The organism is Pseudoduganella umbonata, assembly GCF_014192225.1.
GTDB lineage: Bacteria > Pseudomonadota > Gammaproteobacteria > Burkholderiales > Burkholderiaceae_D > Rugamonas > Rugamonas umbonata.
In genome coordinates this window covers 139,412-161,314 of sequence record NZ_JACHXS010000011.1, presented here as the reverse complement: position 1 = coordinate 161,314, position 21,903 = coordinate 139,412, and the positions used below count along the sequence as shown (strand labels likewise).

At 65.7% G+C, this 21,903-nt stretch carries 19 protein-coding genes and 1 tRNA gene; 17 read left to right on the top strand and 3 right to left on the bottom strand.

Annotated elements, in window-relative coordinates; translation table 11 throughout:
- Nucleotides 1–65: 65 nt before the first annotated feature.
- The 3 genes from FHS02_RS24580 to FHS02_RS24570 form a co-directional block, all read right to left on the bottom strand.
- Complete coding sequence (locus tag FHS02_RS24580) at nt 66–2,270, bottom strand: glycoside hydrolase family 3 protein (RefSeq protein ID WP_137316800.1); 2,205 nt, start codon at nt 2,268–2,270, stop codon at nt 66–68.
- A gap of 219 nt (nt 2,271–2,489) precedes the next feature.
- Entirely contained in the window at nt 2,490–2,690 is a 201-nt protein-coding gene (locus FHS02_RS24575) for a YbdD/YjiX family protein (protein WP_137316801.1), read from the bottom strand.
- A gap of 16 nt (nt 2,691–2,706) precedes the next feature.
- Nucleotides 2,707–4,764, bottom strand: coding sequence for a carbon starvation CstA family protein (locus FHS02_RS24570; RefSeq protein ID WP_137316802.1), 2,058 nt, complete (start codon nt 4,762–4,764; stop codon nt 2,707–2,709).
- 170 nt (nt 4,765–4,934) lie between these two features.
- Here FHS02_RS24570 and FHS02_RS24565 point away from each other — a divergent pair, with 170 nt between their 5' ends.
- From FHS02_RS24565 to FHS02_RS24485, 17 genes are all read left to right on the top strand, one after another.
- Nucleotides 4,935–6,293 (top strand): cache domain-containing protein, encoded by a 1,359-nt coding sequence (locus tag FHS02_RS24565; RefSeq protein ID WP_137316803.1) that lies wholly within the window; start codon nt 4,935–4,937, stop codon nt 6,291–6,293.
- Between the two features lies 1 nt (nt 6,294).
- Complete coding sequence (locus FHS02_RS24560; RefSeq protein ID WP_137316804.1) at nt 6,295–6,909, top strand: response regulator; 615 nt, start codon at nt 6,295–6,297, stop codon at nt 6,907–6,909.
- Nucleotides 6,910–7,144: 235 nt separating this feature from the next.
- On the top strand, nt 7,145–8,299 hold the full coding sequence (locus FHS02_RS24555; RefSeq protein ID WP_137316805.1) for an HDOD domain-containing protein: 1,155 nt from the start codon (nt 7,145–7,147) through the stop codon (nt 8,297–8,299).
- Nucleotides 8,299–10,362 carry a putative bifunctional diguanylate cyclase/phosphodiesterase gene (locus FHS02_RS24550; RefSeq protein WP_137316806.1) on the top strand — a complete coding sequence of 688 codons (2,064 nt, stop codon included), beginning with the start codon at nt 8,299–8,301 and terminating at the stop codon, nt 10,360–10,362. Before FHS02_RS24555 ends, FHS02_RS24550 begins: the two co-directional genes overlap by 1 nt.
- A 54-nt stretch (nt 10,363–10,416) precedes the next feature.
- Nucleotides 10,417–10,506, top strand: a tRNA-Ser gene (locus FHS02_RS24545).
- Between the two features lie 463 nt (nt 10,507–10,969).
- Nucleotides 10,970–11,899, top strand: a complete 930-nt coding sequence (locus tag FHS02_RS24540) for an alpha/beta hydrolase family protein (protein ID WP_217496867.1) — start codon at nt 10,970–10,972, stop codon at nt 11,897–11,899.
- A 42-nt stretch (nt 11,900–11,941) separates the two neighbouring features.
- Nucleotides 11,942–12,628: a response regulator transcription factor gene (locus tag FHS02_RS24535; protein WP_137316808.1), complete on the top strand. Its 687-nt coding sequence runs from the start codon at nt 11,942–11,944 to the stop codon at nt 12,626–12,628.
- The gene (locus FHS02_RS24530; protein WP_175424936.1) at nt 12,612–14,003 is read left to right on the top strand and encodes a sensor histidine kinase; all 1,392 of its coding nucleotides are present in this window, start codon (nt 12,612–12,614) and stop codon (nt 14,001–14,003) included. The genes FHS02_RS24535 and FHS02_RS24530 overlap by 17 nt, the downstream gene beginning before the upstream one ends.
- Nucleotides 14,004–14,010: 7 nt before the next feature.
- The gene (locus FHS02_RS24525; RefSeq protein WP_137316810.1) at nt 14,011–14,907 is read left to right on the top strand and encodes an ABC transporter ATP-binding protein; all 897 of its coding nucleotides are present in this window, start codon (nt 14,011–14,013) and stop codon (nt 14,905–14,907) included.
- On the top strand, nt 14,904–15,698 hold the full coding sequence (gene mlaE, locus FHS02_RS24520; protein WP_137316811.1) for a lipid asymmetry maintenance ABC transporter permease subunit MlaE: 795 nt from the start codon (nt 14,904–14,906) through the stop codon (nt 15,696–15,698). The genes FHS02_RS24525 and mlaE overlap by 4 nt, the downstream gene beginning before the upstream one ends.
- Before the next feature lie 24 nt (nt 15,699–15,722).
- On the top strand, nt 15,723–16,211 hold the full coding sequence (gene mlaD, locus FHS02_RS24515) for an outer membrane lipid asymmetry maintenance protein MlaD (RefSeq protein WP_137316812.1): 489 nt from the start codon (nt 15,723–15,725) through the stop codon (nt 16,209–16,211).
- Nucleotides 16,208–16,939 (top strand): MlaA family lipoprotein, encoded by a 732-nt coding sequence (locus FHS02_RS24510; RefSeq protein WP_229422414.1) that lies wholly within the window; start codon nt 16,208–16,210, stop codon nt 16,937–16,939. Before mlaD ends, FHS02_RS24510 begins: the two co-directional genes overlap by 4 nt.
- A gap of 32 nt (nt 16,940–16,971) precedes the next feature.
- Nucleotides 16,972–17,601: an MlaC/ttg2D family ABC transporter substrate-binding protein gene (locus FHS02_RS24505; protein ID WP_229422415.1), complete on the top strand. Its 630-nt coding sequence runs from the start codon at nt 16,972–16,974 to the stop codon at nt 17,599–17,601.
- Entirely contained in the window at nt 17,598–17,888 is a 291-nt protein-coding gene (locus FHS02_RS24500; RefSeq protein ID WP_229422416.1) for an STAS domain-containing protein, read from the top strand. The genes FHS02_RS24505 and FHS02_RS24500 overlap by 4 nt, the downstream gene beginning before the upstream one ends.
- Nucleotides 17,889–17,935: 47 nt before the next feature.
- Nucleotides 17,936–18,883, top strand: coding sequence for an SDR family oxidoreductase (locus FHS02_RS24495; protein ID WP_137316813.1), 948 nt, complete (start codon nt 17,936–17,938; stop codon nt 18,881–18,883).
- Between the two features lie 296 nt (nt 18,884–19,179).
- A complete protein-coding gene (locus FHS02_RS24490; RefSeq protein WP_137316814.1) occupies nt 19,180–19,638 on the top strand; it encodes a (2Fe-2S)-binding protein in 459 nt (152 codons plus the stop codon).
- Nucleotides 19,635–21,770: a xanthine dehydrogenase family protein molybdopterin-binding subunit gene (locus tag FHS02_RS24485; RefSeq protein WP_137316815.1), complete on the top strand. Its 2,136-nt coding sequence runs from the start codon at nt 19,635–19,637 to the stop codon at nt 21,768–21,770. The genes FHS02_RS24490 and FHS02_RS24485 overlap by 4 nt, the downstream gene beginning before the upstream one ends.
- The last annotated feature ends 133 nt before the right edge of the window (nt 21,771–21,903 follow it).

The following is a 21,903-nucleotide window of genomic DNA, read 5'->3' as shown; positions in this document are numbered from 1 at the left end:
GAAAATCTCTCACATTGTCACCACTGCAGCTACCGGCTGGTTTAATTCACCGGAATCCCCTGCGTTCAGTAAGTCATGCCGAAGCCGTAGGGATACAGCGTATCGGCCGGCGCATATCCGGGTACGTCGGATTGCTTGTCGACGATGGCCTCGAGCTTGTCGGCCAGGGCAAACGGCATCTTGCCGATCGGTTTGAATTTTCCGCTGACGACTTCCATGACCGCCGTATCGCTCACACCGAAGGTCCCCAGGATCGCTGCCGCCGACCTCAGGCCGCTCGCTTCGTCGAGGACATACGGCTGCCGGAAATAAATGACGAGGACCGTGCGTTCCGGCCCTATCTCGTTCATGACGGCCTGGATGTCTGCCAGTGCCGGCGTCACCTGCCACGATTGCGAAGCCGCCATGGTGGTGAACGAGAGATTGTTCACTTCCCAGGGGAAGGCACCGCCGAACAGCAGCCCCAGGTCGTCGGCACAACGTGGATTCCTGGCCGGGAACAGATTGCAGGAATCCTCCGCGCCCCACGGTTTCCCGGTGCGCGGATTGGGCCTGGCCGGATCGGCGCCCAGCTCCTTCGTGCGGTAGCCGAGCGTGACTTTGGCCGGGTTGGTCACCTGGACCCGGATGATCGCGGCATCGTGGCCCGCCGCGGCCGGGCGCTTGCCGGACCCGGTGCCGCTGCCATCGGTCACCTGGTAACCGTACTTTTCGACGTCGGCCCGGCCCATGCCCATCGTATAGATCCGCTTGCCCGCCGCCAGCGGAAGCAGCCTGCCATGCGTCTGCATGCCATTCTGGAGCAGGACGATGGACTGCTTCTGTACTTCCATGCCCTTGGCACGATGGGCTTCGCTGCCGATGACCGTTGCGACCCGCGAGACATCCACATAGGGGTTTTCGAACAACCCGAGCTGGAATTGCTCGAGTAGGAGCCTGCCGGCCGCCTCGTCGACACGTTCGGCCGACACCAGCCCCTCGGCAACCAGCGCGGTAATGACGCCGGGATCGCTGAAGCCGGACAGCAGATCGACACCGGCGTTGACGGCGGCAGCGACGCGTTCCGGCACCGTCCTGTCTTCCAGCCCCCAGGCGCGGTCGGTGACGATCCCGGTATCGGAATTGACGTAGCCCTTGAAGCCGAGCTTCCCGCGCAGCAGGTCGGTCACGATCTGGCGATTGAAGGCGAAGCCCGTGTCGTCATACCTGACGCCTTCATGGACAACGCCGATGGGGACGCCGTAGTAAGGCATGATGGACGAGACACCGGCGTCGATCGCGGCCTGGAAGGGCTTCAGGTGGTAGGCAAAATTATTGCCAGGGTAGACCTGCCGTTTGCCGAACGTGTAGTGTGGATCCAGGCCTTGCTCCTGCGGGCCGCCTCCCGGGAAATGCTTCATCGTCAGCGCCACCGCGGAGCGCGGATTCAGCGGCCCGCCTTGCAGGCCCATGACCAGGGAGCGCATGATGCCGGCATTGAGATCGGCATTTTCCGTGAACGTCTCGGACACGCGGTACCAGCGCGGTTCCGTCGCCAGGTCGGCCATGTAGGCGTACACCCCGCGCAGCCCGACGGACCGGTATTCCTCGCCCATCACCGCGGTCAACGCCTCCACGGGCGCCATGCTGCCGCTGCCCAGTGCCGCGGCGGCGATGCCGGCTTCGCGCGGGAACTCGGTGAATGCGCCGGCGCCGCTCGAGATGCCGAAGCGCGGATCGTTGTTGTAGTGGTTGCGCTGGTTGTCCTTGAAGAGCACGGGAATGCCGAGCGGCTCCGCTTCGGCCATGGCCTGCACGGCGTTGTGGAAGGCGGCCAGTTGCGCAGGGGTGACCGTATGGCCATTGCGCCCGGGCTTGACGTCACACGAGTCCGGACTGGCGCTCGCCATGTTGCGCAGGATGAAGCGGACCATGCGTGCCTCGTGGACGAACCGGGCCGCTTGCGTGGTGCCGGCATCCCCCGCACACCCGGCGTTCAGGGTATCGATCAGCATCAGGCCGGCCTTCTGGGCGAGGGTCATCCTGTCCAGCAGGGCGGCTGTCCGCGCCTGCGGCGACAGGCGCCAGTCCTCGTAGCGGTCCAGCCGCCCGTTGCCGTTGGCATCCCGGAAACGCAAGCCGCCGGTGTCGACGATGCCCTTGCTGCGCACGCCGAGTTCGGGCTGGGCAGAGGGGGGAGGGCTGTGGGCGCAGCCCGTCACAAGTGCTGCCGCCGCACCGGCCAGGGCGATCCGCCGGCCAGCACCCGCTCGTTGTCGCGTGTCACGCATCCTGTCTCCGTTTGCCATGGGGGCTTCGGCCGCGCCGCCCTGGCGTCATGTTTTTCGTGACAGGACCTTAGCAAGAGGGCGCCGGTCGATGAAGTCTTTTCTCGCGATACCTCGTATTCCGGTTCGTGAACGCCGGCCCCGTGCTCCGGGCGCGGATGGAAAAACGGCCCGGCCGCTTGCGCGACCGGGCCGTCCGTCGTCATGGGCTGGCGCGCCGCGTCAGCAGCAGCCACCCCGCTTGCCTGCACCGCCGTATCGGGCTTCCTGGCGTTCCTTGAAGAACTCCTCGTAGCTCATGACCGGCTGGTCCGGGTGCGTGGCCTCGCAGTGCGCCACGTAGGTGTCGTACTCCGGCAGGCCCACCATCAGCCGCATGCTCTGGCCGAGGTAGCGCCCGGCCTTGACGATTTCATCGAACATGGCGTTCTCGCTCGCTTTACTGCGCCGGCATCATCTGTGGCGGCGTTTCCTTGTGGCTTGGATGGGCCGCGGCATTGGCACGCAGCGCCATGCGTACGCCGAACACCAGCACCGACAGCACCACCACCATGAAGAAGGCGGCCAGGCCGGCATTGATGTAGTCGTTGAAGATCACCTGGCTCATCTGGTCGAGCGACTTGGCCGGGGCCAGTACTTCACCCTTGTCCAGCGCCGCCGAGTACTTGTCGGCATGGGACAGGAAGCCGATCTTCGGATTCGCGTCGAACACCTTCAGCCAGCCCGCATACAGCGTGCAGATCAGCAGCCAGATCGTCGGCACGATCGTCACCCATGCATAGCGGGCACGCTTCATCTTGAACAGCACCACGGTGGCGAGGATCAGCGCGATACCGGCCAGCATCTGGTTGGCGATGCCGAACAGCGGCCACAGCGTGTTGATGCCGCCCAGCGGATCGACCACGCCCTGGTACAGGAAGTAGCCCCACGCCGCCACGCACAGTGCGGTCGCCACCAGGCTGGCGAACAGGTTGTCGGTCTCTTTCATGGCCGGGGCGAAGGCGCCCAGCAGATCCTGGAGCATGAAGCGGCCGGCGCGCGTGCCCGCGTCGACGGCGGTCAGGATGAACAGCGCCTCGAACAGGATCGCGAAGTGGTACCAGAAGGCCATCATGGCCTGGCCGCCGATCACGTTGGAGAGGATGTGCGCCATGCCCACCGCCAGCGTCGGTGCGCCGCCGGCGCGCGAGATGATGGTGTGCTCGCCCACGTCCTTGGCCATCTGCGTCAGCATTTCCGGCGTCACGTAGAAGCCCCACTGCGAGATCGCCGCGGCGGCCGATTCCGGCGTGGTGCCGATCAGCGCGGCCGGGCTGTTCATCGCGAAGTAGATGCCCGGCTCGATGGTGGAAGCGGCGATCAGCGCCATGATGGCGACGAACGATTCCATCAGCATCGCGCCGTAGCCGATGAAGCGGGCGTGCGTTTCGTTCTCGATCATCTTCGGCGTGGTGCCGGAAGAGATCAGCGCGTGGAAGCCGGACACGGCGCCGCAGGCGATCGTGATGAACAGGAACGGGAACAGGTTGCCGGACCAGACCGGGCCGGTGCCGTCGATGAAGCGCGTGATCGACGGCATCTGCAGCGTGGGCGCCACGATGATGATGCCCAGCGCCAGTGCGACGATGGTGCCGATCTTCAGGAACGTCGACAGGTAGTCGCGCGGCGCCAGCAGCAGCCACACGGGCAGCACGGAGGCGATGAAGCCGTAGCCGATCAGCATCCACGTCAGCTCGGTGCCGGTAAACATGAACATCGGCGCCAGCGCCTCGTGTTCCTGCACGTACTGGCCGCCGACGATGGCCAGCATCAGCAGCACGAAGCCGATGATGGACACTTCTCCGATGCGCCCCACGCGGAAGTAGCGCGAATAGACGCCCATGAAGATGGCGATCGGGATCGTGGCCATCACGGTGAACGACCCCCACGGCGAGCCGGTCAGGGCCTTCACGACGATCAGCGCCAGCACGGCCAGGATGATCACCATGATCATGAAGGTGCCCAGCAGCGCGATATTGCCGGGGATCGGCCCCAGCTCGGACTTGATCAGGTCACCCAGCGAGCGGCCGTCGCGGCGCATCGACAGGAACAGCACCATGAAATCCTGCACGGCGCCGGCGAATACCACACCGGCCAGGATCCACAGCATGCCGGGCAGGTAGCCCATCTGCGCGGCCAGCACCGGGCCGACCAGCGGGCCGGCGCCGGCGATGGCGGCGAAGTGGTGCCCGAACAGCACGTTCTTGTTGGTGGGGACGTAATCGAGGCCGTCGTTGTGCTTGTAGGCCGGGGTCATGCGCTTCGCATCGAGCTGCATCACGTCGCGCGCGATGAACAGGCTGTAGAAGCGGTAGGCGATCAGGTACACACAGACGGCGGCGATGACGATCCAGATAGCGCTGATCGGTTCGCCGCGCTTCAGGGCGACGACGCCCAACGCGCTCGCGCCGGCCAGCGATAGCGCTGCCCAGCCGAATTTCTTCATTACGGGGTTCATGTTTCCTCCAAGTTGGCGCCTGGGGCGCACTGTTGATTCCGCGTTAAGCTTATCGCAGTTATATATTAAGTATTCATCAATTGCATATCTCCCACAAGCGCACTTCTACGCAGCGCCACTGCGTAGTACTACGTAGAAGGTGGCGCGCACACGCAACGTACAATCGCGCCATGAAACTCCGGCAAAAAGTCATCTTCCTCGCGATCACGCCGCTGATCCTGGCGCTGTGCGCCATCGCGCTGGCAGTGTGGCACCAATCGGCCTTGTTGGCCACGCAGCAGAAGGCGGCGATCGAACAGGCCTACCTGGCCAGCAAGGAGGCGGAGCTGAAGCACTACGTGGCGCTGGCCGCGCACTCCGTAAAGCGCCTGTACGAATCCGGCCGCACCGACGCTGCCACCCAGGACGAGGCGAAGCGCATCCTGGCCTCGCTCTCCTTCGGCAACGACGGCTATTTCTTCGTCTATGACATGCAGGGCAACAGCCTGATGCACCCGCGCCAGCCGGACCTGGTTGGCCGCAACCTGTACGCGATGCGCGACAGCGCCGGCAACCTCACGCTCCAGCGCCTGCTGGCGCGGGCCGGCGCCGGCGGCGGACTGGAACGCTACCAGTGGGTCAAGCCCTCGACGCGGCAGGAGGTGGCGAAACTGGGTTACGTGATCCCGATGGAGCGTTGGGGCTGGATGATGGGCACCGGCCTTTACCTGGACGACGTGGATCGCGCACTGGCCAGGATCGACACGCAGCAGCGCGGCAATATCCAGAACACGATGCTGTGGATCGCGGCCATCGCCATCCTGTCGGCGCTGGCCGTGGGCTTTTCCGGACTGGCGCTGAACGTTTCCGAATCGCGCGTGGCCGACGCGAAGCTCAAGGCGCTGGCCCAGCGCGTGGTCGAATCGCAGGAAGAGGAGCGCGCGCGCCTGTCGCGCGACCTGCACGACGGCATCAGCCAGTGGCTGGTCTCGATCAAGCTGCAGATCGAGGCGGGCATCGAGCGGCTGTCCGGCCAGCCGGCGCAAACGGAGAAGGCGCTGGCCGTGTTCGAACACACGGCCGGGCAGCTGAACAAGGTGCTGGGCGAAGTGCGCCGCATTTCCCACAACCTGCGCCCGGCGGTGCTGGACGATATCGGGCTGGCCCCGGCGCTGGCCCACCTGGCCGAGGAATTCCAGCACAACAGCGGCATGCCGGTGCAGTTCGCGGCCGAGGGCAGCACGGAACGGCTGCCGGAAACGGCGAACACGGTGCTGTTCCGCATCGCCCAGGAAGCGCTGACGAACATCGAACGCCACGCGCACGCGGGCCGCATCGCGGTCGCGCTGACCGGCAGCACGCACGGCGTGACGCTGTCGGTGGGCGATGACGGCGTGGGTTTCGACCCGGCCGACATCGCCCGGCACCCGCAGCGTGGCATTGGCTTGCGCAACATGATGGAGCGGATGGAGGCGATCGGCGGCCGGCTGGAGCTGGATTCTTCCCCGTCCGGCACCACGGTGCGGGCCCACATTGATTACGGAACGTAAGATGACGATCAGGATACTGCTGGTGGACGACCACCCGCTGGTGCGGGACGGTTTGCGGGCCCGGCTCGAAGCCGTGCCCGGATTCGACGTGGTGGCCGAGGCGGGCAGCGCCGCCGAAGCGCTGGAGGCGGCGCGCCTGCATGCGCCCGGCCTCGTGCTGATGGATATTAATATGCGTGGTACCAACGGCATCGAGGCAACGGGCGCCTTTCGCGCGCAATTCCCGGAGATCGCCGTGCTGGTCCTGTCGATGCACGACAAGCAGGAATACGTGTCGCAGGCGATGGCGGCAGGCGCCCGCGGCTACGTGTTGAAGGATGCGCCCGGCAAGGATATCGTGGTGGCGATCGAAACCGTGATGTCCGGCGGGATCTATTACAGCGCGGCGCTGGCCGGCCAGCTGGTGCGCGCGCCCGCGCAGGACGAGCTGACGAGCCGCGAGCAGGAAGTGCTGCGGCACATCGCCAACGGCGAATCGAACAAGCAGATCGCCCGCGAGCTCGACCTTTCCGTGCGCACCGTGGAAACGCACCGCCTGAACATCAAGCGCAAGCTGGGCATCGAAGGGCAGGCCGAGCTGATCAAGTTTGCCGTCCAGCGGGCCCGCGACCTGTAGTGCCGCCAGACAAGGGAAACTTGAATTTTGTTGTTCGAAATGAACACGTGCTTGGGCATTTTGTTGCTCTCAGTTGTGCAGGTACGTGGATTGGTGGTTTTCTGATATATTCCTGAATGCATCTTTTTGCTTTATTGAAATATTCAGAACGCAACATTTGGTAGGTTTGCCCCGCGCAAAGGGCTTGCTGTCCGTTTAGCTTGCATCACAAAGCGCCAACCGCACCGAGACGACGATGTTCCAATCCGACCTGTTCCCCGTGCTGGGACTGGAAGCCGTAGCCGACAGCCGACACCAGTGGACCGCCTTGGCCGTCCAGCCGCATGATGCTGCCATGCCGTGCGCCTCGTTGCTGGCGCTGCTGTGCCAGCCCGACGCGCAAGCCGCCCTCGCGCCCCTCGACTGCATCGTTTCGCTGGCCAACCCGCTGTCCCTCGATGCGGCGCAGGCGGCGCTGCTGCCGGCCGACCGCATCCTGCTGCAGGTGCCCGCCGCCGCGCTGCAGGATGCGGCCGCGCGCAAGCATTGCACCGTGCTGGCCGACCAGGGCTACCGGCTGCTGGTGGAAGGGGAGGCGGGCTTCCATGCCGCGCAGGCGGGCATCCGCGGCATTGCGCATGGCGGCAAAGGACTGCCGTCCACGCTGTCTTTGCTGAGCCTGCCGGGACCGCACTGGGCCCATGACGTCGAGGACGCCGCCCGTTTCGCCACTTGCCGCGATGCCGGCATGGGCTGGTTCAGCGGCCCCTACGCACGCCGCCGCACGGCCGACAGCGGCGACGGCACCTCGCGCAAGCGCCTGCTGTCGCTGCTCGGCCTGCTGGCGCAGGATGCCGACTCGCGCGAGCTGGAATCGGTGCTGAAGCAGGACCCGGCACTGTCGTATCACCTGCTCAAGCTGGTCAACTCGGCCGCGTTCGGCTTCACCAACCCGATCCACAACTTCACCCAGGCGATCAACGTGCTGGGCCGGCGCCAGCTGCAGCGCTGGCTGCAACTGCTGCTGTATGCCCGTCCCCAGCAGGACGGCCTGCCGAACCTGCTGCTGCCCGAGGCCGCCCGCCGCGCGGCGCAGATGGAGGCACTGTGCAAGATGCTGGGCGGCGACCGCGACCGGCAAGACATGGCGTTCGTGGTGGGCGTGTTCGCGCTGCTCGACGAACTGCTGGCGATGCCGATGACGGAAATCGTTGCCGCCCTGACGCTGGACCTGGACGTCGTCGGCGCGCTGCTCGACCGCGCCGGACTCTTCGGCGCCATGCTGGCGCTGGTGGAACAGCCGGTACCCGACCCCGCCGCGATCTCGGCGCTGGGCCTGACCCCCGAACAGTTCTGGCACAGCCAGCTGCACGGCTGGCACTGGGCAATCCAGGTGAGCAGGACCATTTGATGTCGTTGCGTCCGGCTCCCGCGTTCCCCGTCACGGATCACCTCGACAGCAGCGCGGCGCTGTGCGACGCCGTACTGCGCCTGCGCGGCCCGGCGCTGGCCGCTGAACTGGGGCGCATCGCCGGCGACGTGACGCATAGCCCGTGGGCCCGCTACGTGCCGGCCGACACCGCGCCCCCAAGCACGCCGCCGCCGGATGCGCTGGTGCAGGAGATCGCGTACGACGGCTGCCACCTGGGCCGTTTCGAAGTGGCCGGCGGCATTGGCGGTGCGGCCGAGCGCCGCAGCCTGGAAAGCCTGGCCCGGCTGGCGGCCGGCGTGCTGCACGTGCACTCGCTGGCACAGCGCTCCACCCACGCCTATGCGCAGATGGAAGCGATGCTGCAGCACCAGGCGCAGATCCTCGACCAGATCCACGAATCGGTCATCACGATGGACCAGCACGGCTTCATCACCAGCTGGAACAAGGGCGCCGAGCGCCTGTTCGGCTACACGTCCGTGGAAGCGGTCGGCCGCAACATCCTGTTCCTGTACGACGACGAAGACGCCACGTTCCACGACCCGTTCCTGATGCAGGGTGGGCGCCTGATGGAAGTGCGGCGCAAGAAAAAATCCGGCGAAGTGTTCTGGGCCAGCCTGTCGCTGTCGCCGCTGTTCGACGCCGACGACCGCTCGACCGGCCTGATCGCCTATATCACCGATATCACCGAGCGCAAGCAGGCCGAGGAACGCATCCACCACCTGGCCTATTACGATGCGCTGACGGGCCTGCCGAACCGCACGCTGCTGACCAAGCTGGTGGACCAGGCACTCACGGTTGCGCACCGCACCAAGTCGCACGGCTGCGTGCTGTTCATCGACCTGAACCGCTTCAAGCTGATCAACGACGCGCTGGGCCGCCAGGCCGGCGACCAGCTGCTGCGCGAAGTGGCGCAACGCTTCCGCATGACGCTGCGCGAGCAGGACGTGGTGGCGCGCCTGAACGGCGACGAATTCGCCGTCGGCCTGTTCGAGATCTCCCAGCATTACGAAGCGGGCATGGTGGCGCAAAAGCTGCTGGCCGCGCTGTCGCAGCCGTTCCTGATCGACGGCCACGACCTGCGCGTGGGCGCCGCGATCGGCATCAGTGTCTACCCGCAGGACGGCCTCGACGCCGAAACGCTGCTGCGCCAGGCCGACATCGCCATGTACCGCGCCAAGCAGGGCGCCGAAGTGGATGGCGTGGCGTTCTACAGCTCCGACATGAACCAGGGCATGCACGAACGCATGCGCATCGAATCCGGCTTGCGGCAGGCCCTCGGCAGCGGCCAGCTGCTGCTGCACTACCAGCCCAAGTTCTCGATGGAGGATGGCGGCATCATCGGCGCCGAAGCGCTGGTGCGCTGGCTGCATCCCGAGCGCGGCATGATACCGCCCGGCGACTTCATCCCGCTGGCCGAAGCCACCGGCCTGGTGGTGCAGGTCGGCGAGTGGGTGCTGGAAGCCGTGTGCGCGCAGGCGCAGGCGTGGAAGCGCGCCGGCATGCGGCCGATCCGGCTGGCCGTCAACGTCTCGGCCCGCGAGTTCACGCCAACCCTGCCGGACCGGGTGCACGAAACGCTGCAGCGCCACGGCCTGGAGCCCGAATGGCTGGAGCTGGAAATCACCGAGAGCACTCTGATGCACAACATCGACCGGGTGATCGCCATCATGGACCGCATCTCCGCGCTGGGCGTCACCCTCTCGCTGGACGATTTCGGCACCGGCTACTCCAGCCTCTCGTACCTGAAGCGCTTCCCGATCGACACGCTGAAGATCGACCGCTCGTTCACCACCGGCATTCCCGCCGACGCCAACGACTGCGCGATCGCCAGTTCGATCATCAGCATTTCACGGCAACTGTCGCTGCGCGTGATTGCCGAGGGCGTGGAGACCGCGGAACAGCTGGAGTTCCTGCGGTGCTCGGGATGCAACGAGGTGCAGGGCTTCCTGTACTCGCGGCCTTTGCCACCGGCGGAGTTTTCGCGGTCTCTTCTTGAACTGGGGTGGGTGGTTTCGGCTGCTTGCTCTGGCGGTGGGGAATGATTTCTGTATAATGCGGGGCACTTCGGCATGTACTTTGTTGCCGTCAAGTCAGAAGGAAGCGTGGCCGAGTGGTTGAAGGCAGCAGTCTTGAAAACTGCCGACGGTGTGAGCCGTTCGTGAGTTCGAATCTCACCGCTTCCGCCAGAAAAATGAAGAACCGCCGCAAGGCGGTTTTTTCATTTTCGGGGCGCAAGCGAGGAGAGCGCCTGCGCGCTCTCCGTGTGAGATTCGAAGGGCGCACGCTTGCAAGCGCAGCCCTATCCGAATCGCCCATTTGTCGTTGAGGCAGAATTCCCGCCCAGCGGAAATTCTGCCTCAACGGCCTCGCGCGCCGCGGGCGCGCGCTCGTTCATACCGTTCAAAGCGCCGGCTGATGCCGGCTTGCCGGCGGCGGTCCGCCGCAAAGCGACGCGGCGAAGCCGCGGAGCTCGAGACCAGCGAGCATGTGGCCTTCCCGCAAGAGCACGGCTGCGATGCCAGCCCAGTAAGTATTCGGTAATGTTCCGCCCCGCACTATGGCGGTTTCTCTATTTCACGGATTCGTATGACCAAGTTGTCAGGTACGGACCTGGGCCGCCGAAAGCTCCTGCGTTGTGCAGGAGCGGCAGTGCTCGCCGGCGCTGTGCAGCCGCTCGCTATCGCCAGCCCCGCGCAAGGCGCGATCTTCACGACGCTCGACATGGACTGGATCGACGTGCCGCGCCGGCGTGGCGTACCGGTGCGGCTCTACCTGCCGCAGGGCGTGCGCCCGGTGCCGCTGGTGGTGTTCTCGCACGGGATCGGCGGCTCGCGCCACGGTTACAGCTGGCTCGGCCAGCATTTCGCCGGCAACGGGATCGCCAGCCTGCACATGCAACACGTCGGCAGCGACAGCCAGCTCTGGAGCGGCAACGTCTTCAACGTGGTCGAACGCCTGCGCGCTGCGGCCAGGGAGAGCGAAGCGATCGCGCGCACGCAGGACCTGCGCTTCGCGCTCGACATTTTGCTGGGCGGCGAACTGGGCAAGCGCATCGACGCCGGCCGCATCGTCGCGGCCGGGCACAGCTACGGGGCCAACACCACCTTGCTGGCCAGCGGAGCGCAGGTACTGCGCCATGGCCGCCCCCTCGACCTGCGCGACGAGCGGGTGCGCGCGGCGATCGTCATTTCCGCGCCGCCGTTCTATCGCGAAGGCGAGCTGCGCAGGATCCTGCAGGGAGTCACCGTGCCCAGCCTGCACATCACCTGCACCGATGACGTCATACGCATCCCTGGCTACTACAGTGCGGCCGAGGACCGGGTGGCCGTGTTCGACGCCACCGGCAGCGCGCGCAAGTGGCTGAGCGTGTTCCAGGGCGGCTCGCACAGCATGTTCACCGACCGCGGTGCCGCCGGCGGCCGGGTGCTGAACGGCCGGGTCAAGGCGGCAGCCCGTGACCTGTCGCTGGCCTTCGTCAGGCACGCACTGGAGGAGGAAGCACCTGGGCTGGCCGAATGGCAGCGCCGCCATGCCGCCATCCTGGCGCGCTTTTCAGTGGTAGCGCCTGAGGTGGTGTAGCATGACCGCCATCCATCCACCACATACCGCTTGCGAGGCCGCATGAACCGGATCGCCGTCATAGAAGACCACGAACGCCTGTCGCTGATGGTCGGCAAGGCGCTGTCGGCCGCCGGTATCGAAGCCGACCTGTTCGCCCGCATCGATTCGGCCTGGCTGGCGCTCAAGAACACGCCCTATGCCCTGATCGTGGTCGACCGGGGCCTGCCCGATGGTGACGGGCTGTCGCTGGTGCGGCGCCTGCGCGACGCCGGCCACCTGGTTCCCTGCCTCATGCTCACCGCGCGCAATGCCCTGCATGACCGCGTCGAAGGCCTCGAGTCGGGCGCCGACGACTACCTGGTCAAGCCGTTTTCCATGGAAGAGCTGGTGGCGCGGGTGAGGGCGCTGATGCGCCGGCCCGCGGCCATGCAGAGCCTGACGCCGTCGTACGTGGATCTGCGCATCGTGCCGGAAGCCGCCACGATGCACTGTGGCGGCGAATCGGCCAGCCTTGCGCCGGCCGAGCTGCAGATCATGCTCGGCCTGGTACAGGCCGGCGGCAAGACGGTGCGTCGCAACGCGCTCGAGTCGGCGGCTTGGGGCCTGAGCGAGGCAGTCACACCGAACGCCATGGACGTGGCCATGCACCGGCTACGCAAGAAACTGTATGCGATAGGTTCGTCCGTGCAGATCGTCAACCTGCGGGGCCTCGGCTATGCGCTTAGCGACCTTGGCGAGACCCGGTAGCATTCGCCTGCAGCTGATGCTGGCCTACGTGGCGGGGCTGGGACTGGTCCTGGCCGTGGCCACGGTCATGGTCCTGTATGTGTTCGACTGGGATTCGCCCGACACGACCGCCAAAAAGGGCCTGACCCTGCAGGCAGGCTGGATCGAGGAATCCATCCAGTACGATGCGGCCGGGCACCCGGTGCGCCTCGACCCCGAGGCCGAAGCGGCCTGGATCTATACCCACATTGCCAACGATGTCAAGTATGCGGTCCTCGACGGGAGGGGCAAGCCGCTGTTCGGCTCTGCGCCGCGGGAGGTACTGATGCCGCCGGGGCTGGAATTTGCACACCTGCCGTCGATTGCCCACCTGACGATCGACGGCGTTCCCTTCACCGTGCTGACCAAGCGGCTGCCCGGCAAGGGCGCACACTACTACCTCCAGGTGGCCGGCAGCGACCGGATCAACACGCTGTTCCGTCGTTCCATCGTCCGGCCGATCTACAAAGCCGTGGCCTGGGTGAGCGGCGTATCCCTGCTGGTGCTGTTCGGCGTGGTGCACCTGACCCTGCGCCGCTCGCTGCGTCAATTGCAGCAGGCCTCGAGGGCGGCGGCGCAAATCGAACCGTCGAACCTGTCCAGCCGTCTCGACACACACGGACTGCCGAGCGAGCTGACGCCGCTGGTGGAAGCCTTCAACAAAGCGCTCGACAGGCTGGAGCACGGTTACCGCGTGCAGCAGGAATTCCTGGCCGGCGCTGCCCATGAACTGAAGACGCCGTTGGCGCTGATCCGCGGCCAGATCGAACTCGGTGGCACCAGCGACCGCGCCGCGCTGCTGGCGGACGTCGACATGATGGCGCGCCAGGTCCACCAGCTGCTGCACCTGGCGGATGTCAGCGAGTCACACAACTACGTGTTCGAACGGACCAGCCTGCCGGCAGTGGCGGCCGAAGTGATCGCCTACCTCGGCCGCCTGGCCGACCGGCGCGGGGTCACCCTGCGCATGTCGGCGCACAAGCAGGACGGGGAGCCCGTGCTGGCCGACCGTTCCGCTGTCTTCATCCTGCTGAAGAACCTCGTGGAGAATGCGATCCGGCACGCCAGCGCCGCCGGCACCGTGCTGGTCGCGATCGAACAAGGCATCCTGTACGTGCAGGATGATGGCCCAGGCATCGCGGAGCAGGATCTGGACAAGCTGTACGTGCGCTTCTGGCGCGGCGCCGACCGGCGCGACGACGGCGCCGGCCTTGGGCTGGCCATCTGCCACGAGATCGTCGCAACCCATGGCTGGACTATCGAAGCCGGCAACGCCTGGCCCGGCGCACGCTTCACGATCAGGTTTCCGAAAAGCGCGGTGGCCGGTAAGTCGCCAGTAATGGAGGAGGCAGCATGATGTCTGCATGCCAACCTTCTCACTCGCCAGTCCTGGTCTCGCTTACCCGGACATCCTTCATCCCGCAAGCAGGCGGCGCTTAACCGCGCAGTCAGCGCGGCGGGATGCCTTCGTCGAACTCGACGGCGTCGGCTTCGCCTACCAGCCTGGGCGCCCCGTCCTCGCCGACCTCACGCTGCGCTTCCCGCGCGGTAAAGTCACCACCATCCTGGGAGGATCGGGCTGCGGCAAGACCACTTTGCTGCGCCTGATCGGCGGCGTCCATGCGCCGCTTTCCGGACGCGTGCTGGTCGACGGCGAGACGGTCGACGCGCGCGATGCGTCCCGGCTCCAGCGGCTGCGCCGGCGCATGGGCGTGCTGTTCCAGTTCGGCGCGCTGTTCACCGACCTGGACGTGTTCGAGAACGTCGCCTTTCCCATCCGCGAACATACACTCCTGCCGGCCGCCGTGGTACGCGACCTGGTGCTCATGAAGCTCAATGCGGTCGGCCTGCGCGGCGCCGCCGGCCTGCGCATCGGCGAGATATCGGGCGGCATGGCGCGCCGCGTCGCGCTGGCGCGGGCGATCGCCCTCGATCCTGAACTGATCATGTACGACGAGCCGTTCGCCGGGCTGGATGGCGTCAGCATGGCGGTGACGGCGCGCCTGATCCGCACCCTGAACGACGCGACCGGCGCCACCTCGCTGCTGGTCAGCCACGACGTCCCCGAATCCCTGGGCATCAGCGACCACGTGGTGCTGCTGGGCACACAGGGGCGCGTGCTGGCCCAGGGCACGCCGGACGAACTGCTTGCCAGCGCCGATCCGGAGACCCGCCAGTTTCTGCATGGCGGCGCCGACGGTCCGCTGCGCTTCCATTACCCGGCGCCCACGCTGGCGGCCGACTTCGGGGTGCCGGAATGACGGCCGCCATCCAGGGAATGCTGCAGGGGCTGGGCAGCTGCGCGCTTGAGCGCCTGCGCCGCTGCGGCAACGCCGCCCTGTTCTGCGTGGCGATGCTGCGTGTGCTGCCGGCGGCTCTGGCCCGGCCGCGCCTGGTGCTGGTGCAGGTCCACGTCATCGGCAACCGTTCCATCACCATCATCGCCGCCTCCGGCCTGGCGGTCGGCTGCGTGCTCGCGCTGCAGATGTACCACGCACTGGCGCCGTTCGGTGCCGTGGACAGCCTTGGCCTGGTCGTCAACCTGGCGCTGGTGCGCGAGCTGGGACCGGTGATCAGCGGCCTGCTGTTCGCCGGCCGCGCGGGCACCTCGCTGACGGCCGAAATCGGCCTGATGAAGGCTGGCGAACAGCTCGCCGCGATGGAACTGATGGCGATCGATCCGAAACGGCGCCTGCTGGCTCCGCGCCTGATCGGCGGCATGTTCGCCATGCCCCTGCTGGCCTTCATGTTTTCCGCGATCGGCGTCTGGGGTGCCTACCTGGTTGCGGTGCCGCTGCTCGGTATCGACGCAGGCAGCTTCTGGTCGCTCATGGAGGCAGGGGTGGATCCGCTGCGCGATATCGGCAGTGGCGCGCTGAAGTCGGCGGTGTTTGGCGCGATCTGTGCGCTGGTGGCCCTGTACCAGGGCTCCGGGAGCGCTCCGACGCCGGAGGGCGTGGCGCTGGCGACGACCCGCACAGTGGTGCTGTCCTCGCTGTGGATCCTCGGCGTGGACTTCGTGTTAACCGCATTGATGTTTTCGGTGCCCTGAGCGGCGCCCATTTTGGAGAAAAAAATGAATGGAAAACGAATCGAAATACTCGTCGGCGGCTTTGTGCTGTCGGGGATGACGGCGCTGGGCGTCCTGGCGGTGCACGCCGCCGACCTGGGGAGCCTGCGCGGCGGCGAGACCTACGCATTGACGGCACGCTTCGACAATATCGGCGGGCTCAAGCCGCGTGCCCCAGTGCGCGCCGCCGGCGTCACGGTCGGGAGGGTCAGGACCATCGCCTTCGACCCGGCCAGCTTCCAGGGACTGGTTACGCTGGACATCGGCGCGGACTACCGCTTTCCCAGGGATACCGCGGCCAAGATCCTGAGTGCCGGGCTGCTGGGTGACCAGTTCGTCGGCCTGGAAGCGGGCGGCGAGGACCGCGACCTGGCCGCCGGCGACGCGATCGCCCAGACCCAGTCGGCGGTGGTGCTGGAAAACCTGATCAGCCAGTTCATGTCGGGCCAGGCCGCCGGCGCAGCAGCGCCTGCCGGCGCGGAGGCAGTCGAATGAGCAAACGATATATGACGCGCGCGGCACATGTCCTGCTGGTCGCGGCCATGGCCAGCGGCTGCGCCACGGCGAATCCGGCGGCGCAGTCGGCTGCCGACCCCTGGGAGGGGTTCAACCGCCGCATGTTCAATTTCAACGAGCGGGTCGACGCCGCGGTGCTCGAGCCCGCGGCCAGCGCCTGGGTCAGGGTGGTACCGGAACCGGCGCGCATCGGCGTGGCGAACGTGCTGAGCAACATCCGCGACCTCTGGTCTGGCGTCAACCACTTCCTGCAGGGGAAGGGGCGGGACGGCCTGGCGACGGGAGCGCGGGTGCTGGTCAACACCAGCGTCGGCGTGCTCGGCCTGCGCGATCCGGCCACGGGCATGGGCTTGCCGCGCCGCCCGGAAGACTTTGGCCAGACCCTGGGCCGCTGGGGCGTGGCGCCGGGGCCGTACCTGGTAGTGCCCCTGGTCGGTCCATCGACCCTGCGCGACGGCGTGGCGCTGCCGCTGGACAGTGCCCTGGCGCCGGCGCGGCTGGCCTCCGGTGACGCCGGCGTCGCAGCGCTTACCGCGGTCGAAGCGGTCAGCCAGCGCGCCGGCCTGCTCCAGGCAAGCGACCTGCTGGACGAGATCGCGCTCGACAAGTACATCCTGTTGCGCGACGCCTGGCTGGCGCGGCGGCGCGACTCGGTACACGACGGCGCAGTGCCGGCCGATGCGGCCGGCATCGGCGGACAGCAATGATGCGGGCAAACACCACACACAGGAGGACGATCATGTTGAAACACCTGGCAAGGATGCTGTTGAGCGCCGTCATCGGCTTTCACACCATGGGCTCGGCCGACGGAGCAGCGGCGCCGGGCGGGCCGGATGCGGTGGTGCGCCAGGTATCGTCCGAGGTCATCGAGGCCGCCCGGAGCGACAACGCGATCCGCCAGGGCGACCGGAAAGCGATCCTCGCGCTGGTGGAAGACAATCTGATGCCCTACGTCGACTTCGAGGCCGTTACCCGCTCGGCGGTAGGGCCGGGCTGGCGCGACGCATCGCCGGAGCAGCGCAGCCGCCTGCAGGCGGAGTTCAGGACCCTGCTGATGCGTGTCTATGCCGGCGCCCTGTCACAGGTACGCGAGCACAGCGTCACGATCCTGAAATCGGTGCCGGCTGCCGATGGCGAGCAGCAGGTCGTGCACACCGAGGTTCGGGGCAACGGCGATCCGGTCAGGCTGGACTACCGCCTCGGCCGCGCGAACGGCTTGCCGGACTGGAAGATCATCGATGTCGGCATCGCCGGGCTGTGGCTGGTGCAGAGCTACCGCTCGCAGTTCGCGCCCCTGCTGGCCAAGGGCGGGCCTGACGGCCTGCTGGCGGCCCTGGTGCTGCGCAACCAGCCCGGTAGAAGGCAATGAGCGCCCCGGCAATGCGGCTGCCCGCCGCCGTCACCTTCGATACCTTTGGCGCCCTGGCCCAGGACGTGCAGCGCCACCTCGCCGCCAATCCGGGCAGCCTGCGCCTCGATGCGTCCAGGGTGCGCCGCTTCGACAGTTCCGCCGTCGCCCTGCTGTTGCAGGCGTGCCGCCTGGCGCATGGGCAGGGCCGGACAGCAGAGTTCCTGGGTCTGCCGCGGGGCCTGCTGGAACTCGCCGCCCTGTATGGCGTCGATGGCCTGCTGGCGTCGGCCATCTTCGAGGGCTGAAACCAGCCACCGCCTTTTTTGCTCTGTACTTTCGAAAGCCACACAATATGACAAACTGGACCAGCTCCAATATTCCCCTGCAACCGGGCCGCACGGCAGTGGTCACCGGCACCGGCGGCCTCGGCTTCGAGGACGCGTACGCGCTGGCCGCGGCGGGTGCCTCGGTGATCATTGCCGGGCGCAACCCCGAGCGGGGCCGTGCCGCGGTTCAGCGTATCCGCCACGACCTGCCCCATGCCAACGTGCGCTTCGAGGAGCTCGATCTGGCCAGCCTGGTTTCCGTCCAGGCCTTCGCCGATCGCCTGTACAGCCTGGCGGACAGCATCGATGTCCTAATCAACAACGCGGCCGTGATGACGCCTCCGCGGCGCCAGATCACGCAGGACGGCTTCGAGCTCCAGCTGGGTACGAACCACCTCGGGCATTTCGCGCTCACGGCCGCCTTGCTGCCGCTGCTGCGTCGGAGCGACAAGGCGCGTGTGGTCAGCCTCTCCAGCATTGCCGCGCGCAACGGCGCGTTGAATTTTCAGGACCTGCAGTCCGAGAACGCCTACCAGCCAATGGCCGCCTATGCCCAGTCGAAGCTGGCCTGCCTGATGTTCGCCCTCGAGCTGCAGCGCCGCAGCGACAGCGAAGGCTGGGGCATCAGCAGTATCGCCGCCCATCCCGGCATCGCGCGCACCGACCTGCTGCCGAACGGCGCAGGGCCCCGCAGCGGCGCCGGCCTGGCGCGCCGCTTCCTGTGGTTCCTGTTCCAGCCTGCCGCACAGGGCGCCTTGCCGACCCTGTTTGCCGCCACCGCGCCGGAGGCCGAGGGTGGCGGCTACTACGGTCCCAACCAGCTGGGCGAATCGCGCGGCTACCCGGGGCCCGCCAGGCTGCCTGCGCAGGCGCTCGAACGGGATGCCGCGGCCCTGCTATGGACGGAGTCGGAACGCTTGACCGGCGCGCGCTACGGGCTGCAGGACGCACGCGCCAGCGTACAGGTGTGGTGACAATGCGCAGCTATCTGATGTACGCATCCTTTGGCCGGCATTGAGCTGCGCCCTGCTGAAAGAGATTCGCGAACCGCCAGCTCGCCATTACCTGGGGAACAGGAAACCGCCATCTTCAGGAATCTCATTCCTGCTACCGCGGACCCAGGGCAGCTACACGATAACAGGCATACGAGAGGTCGCCGCAGTAAGTGTTCAGTAATACGCAGCCATTCAGTATTGGCAGCTTCTGAGCCCAGGGTAGCGACGACATACAGACGACAACCGGGCGTTTTTTTATTCGAAGGGAAGCAAACATGATTGAAGTACTGCTCAACGGTCAGGCCGCTCGTTTTGATGCCGACGGAGAAATGCCATTATTGTGGGCGTTGCGCGATATCGCTCATCTGACCGGGACGAAGTTTGGCTGTGGCATGGCGCTTTGCGGAGCGTGCACAGTTCATGTGGATGGTGAACCGACACGCGCTTGCGTAACGCCTTTACGTTCTGTCGCTGATCGCAGTGTCACGACGATTGAAGGAATCGGCGCGACAGCCGAGGGGCGGTCTGTTCAAGACGCCTGGATAAAGGTGGACGTGCCGCAGTGCGGGTATTGTCAGTCGGGCCAAATCATGAGCGCTACTGCGCTTTTGCAACGTGTGCGCAAGCCGAGCGAAGCGCAAATTACTGAGGCCATGAATGGCAATATCTGCCGCTGTGGGACCTATGCCCGGATTCGTACGGCTATCAAGCTCGCAGCGGGGAAAGCCGAATGAACAAGGCTAACGATGGGCAGGTCACCTCTCGACGGGAATTCCTGAAGTTAAGCATCACTGTAGGCGGCAGCATCGTTGTCGGCGTTGGCTATTATGGAACAGCCCACGCCACACCTGAGGATTCCGCCTTTTCCCCCAACGCTTATGTGCGAATAGCGCCAGACAACTCGGTGACGGTGATCTGCGGAAAGTCAGAAATGGGACAAGGGGTCCACACCGCTTACGCACAAATTGTCGCGGAGGAGCTGGATGCGGACTGGTCCACTATCGTGGTAGAGCAGGCGCCAGTGCACCTGGATCACGCAAACCCCGGTACACCACTGATGGCCACCGGTGGGTCGACATCGGTCCGAATGAACTGGGACCGCCTGCGCCGCGCCGGCGCGGGGGCGCGATTCGTCCTGCTCGAGGCGGCGGCGCGGAGCTGGCGCGTCGATAAAAGCCAGTTGCACGCGCGTGCAGGATGGATTCACGGTCCGGACGGACGCAAGGCACGTTTCGCAGATTTTCTGAAGGCATGCGCTGGCATCGAGTTACCCCAGGCCCCACCTTTGAAATCGCCAAGTGAATACACTGTCATTGGACGTCCCCTTCTTCGGGTAGATACTCCGCCGAAGGTCACCGGACAGGCGCAATTCGGTATTGATGTCCAGCTGCCGGGCATGCTGCTTGCAGTCATGGCATTCCCGCCGGCTTTCGGCGCGACCGTGATCGAATTCGATCCTAAACCTGCCCTTGCAATTGCTGGTGTCCGGGGAGTCTTCCAGGTCACGGGAGGTATCGCGGTTGTCGCAGACACTACCTGGGCTGCAATGAAGGGACGGGAAGCCCTGTCTGTCAGGTGGAGCAAAAGTCCCTTCGCCGACCTGTCGATGGACGCACTACGGCAGCAATATCGCGCGGCCCTGGACCATCCGGGACTGGTCGACAAGGAAAGCGGTATGTCCACGGTAAAAACAAAATCATCGCTGACGATGGATTTTGAACAGCCGTATCTTGTCCAGGCGCCCATGGAACCGATGAACTGTACGGTCGAGATACGCGCCGATGGAGCGGACGTATGGACCGGTACACAAGGACAGTCGCTTGCCCAGCGCTACGCTGCTGGTGTGACCGGTCTGAAGCCGGAACAGATACGTGTTCACACGACATTCCTCGGTGGCAGCTTTGGACGTCGCGGGGTAAACGATTTTGTGCGGCACGCCGCTGAAATAGCGAAAGCTGCGGGCAAGCCGGTCAAGATGCTTTACACCCGCGCAGATGACATGCGTGCTGGCTACTACCGCCCGTTTAACCGGATCCGTATCTCGGCAACGCTGGGCCATGACGGGCGTATTGCCTCGTTCACCGCCAAGACAGCCGTTGCGGCAATCAGCAAGTGGACAGGCTTCAGTGCCCTGAAGAAGCCCAATGGCGTCGATCACTACGCCACCGAAACGCTGGCCCCCTTCTATGACATCGAACATGTGGAAGTGCGGTGGGTCGAAACCGACCCGGGAATTCCTATCTGGTTCTGGCGAACGCCCGGCGGCAGTCAAAACTGTTTCGCTGTTGAATCCATGGTCGATGAGTTGGCTCTGCTCGCGGGGCGTGATCCGTACACCTTCCGGCGCAGCATGTTGACGTCACGTCCCCGCCACATAGCCGTGCTCGACTTGGCGGCCAAGCACGCAGGGTGGAATCGCCCTGCACCCAGCGGTAGTGCGCGGGGAATCGCAATCGTGGAAATTTTCGGCAGTATCGTAGCCGAGGTCGCCGAAGTCAAAATTGTCGACGGGTCTGTGCGCGTTGTCCGTGTTACCTGCGCGATCGATTGCGGCACGGCGATCAACCCGCAACAAATACGGGCGCAAGCGGAAAGCTCTATCGTATTTGGCCTTGGCGCGCTGTTATACGGTGATGTGACGATCGAAGGCGGCGCCGTACAACAGTCGAACTTTCACGACTATCAAGTGCTGCGTATGCAAGAGATGCCAGCCATTGATGTCCATATCGTCCCTAGCGAAGCTCCGCCCGGCGGGATGGGAGAACCGGCTTTGCCACCTGTTCTGCCTGCAGTGACGAATGCCCTGAGAGTACTGACCGGCAAGCGCATCAATCAACTACCGGTCCGGCTGACAAGCGATGGCTGATCAAGCAAGGCAATGTCAGGCAATCGTACCGATTCTGCTTGAGCGGTACACCTGGGGACCAACGAAAGACATCAGCAAGGAGGGCATTTTCGCGGTGCAAGCGAGGAGAGCACCTGCGTGCTCCCCGTTGAGA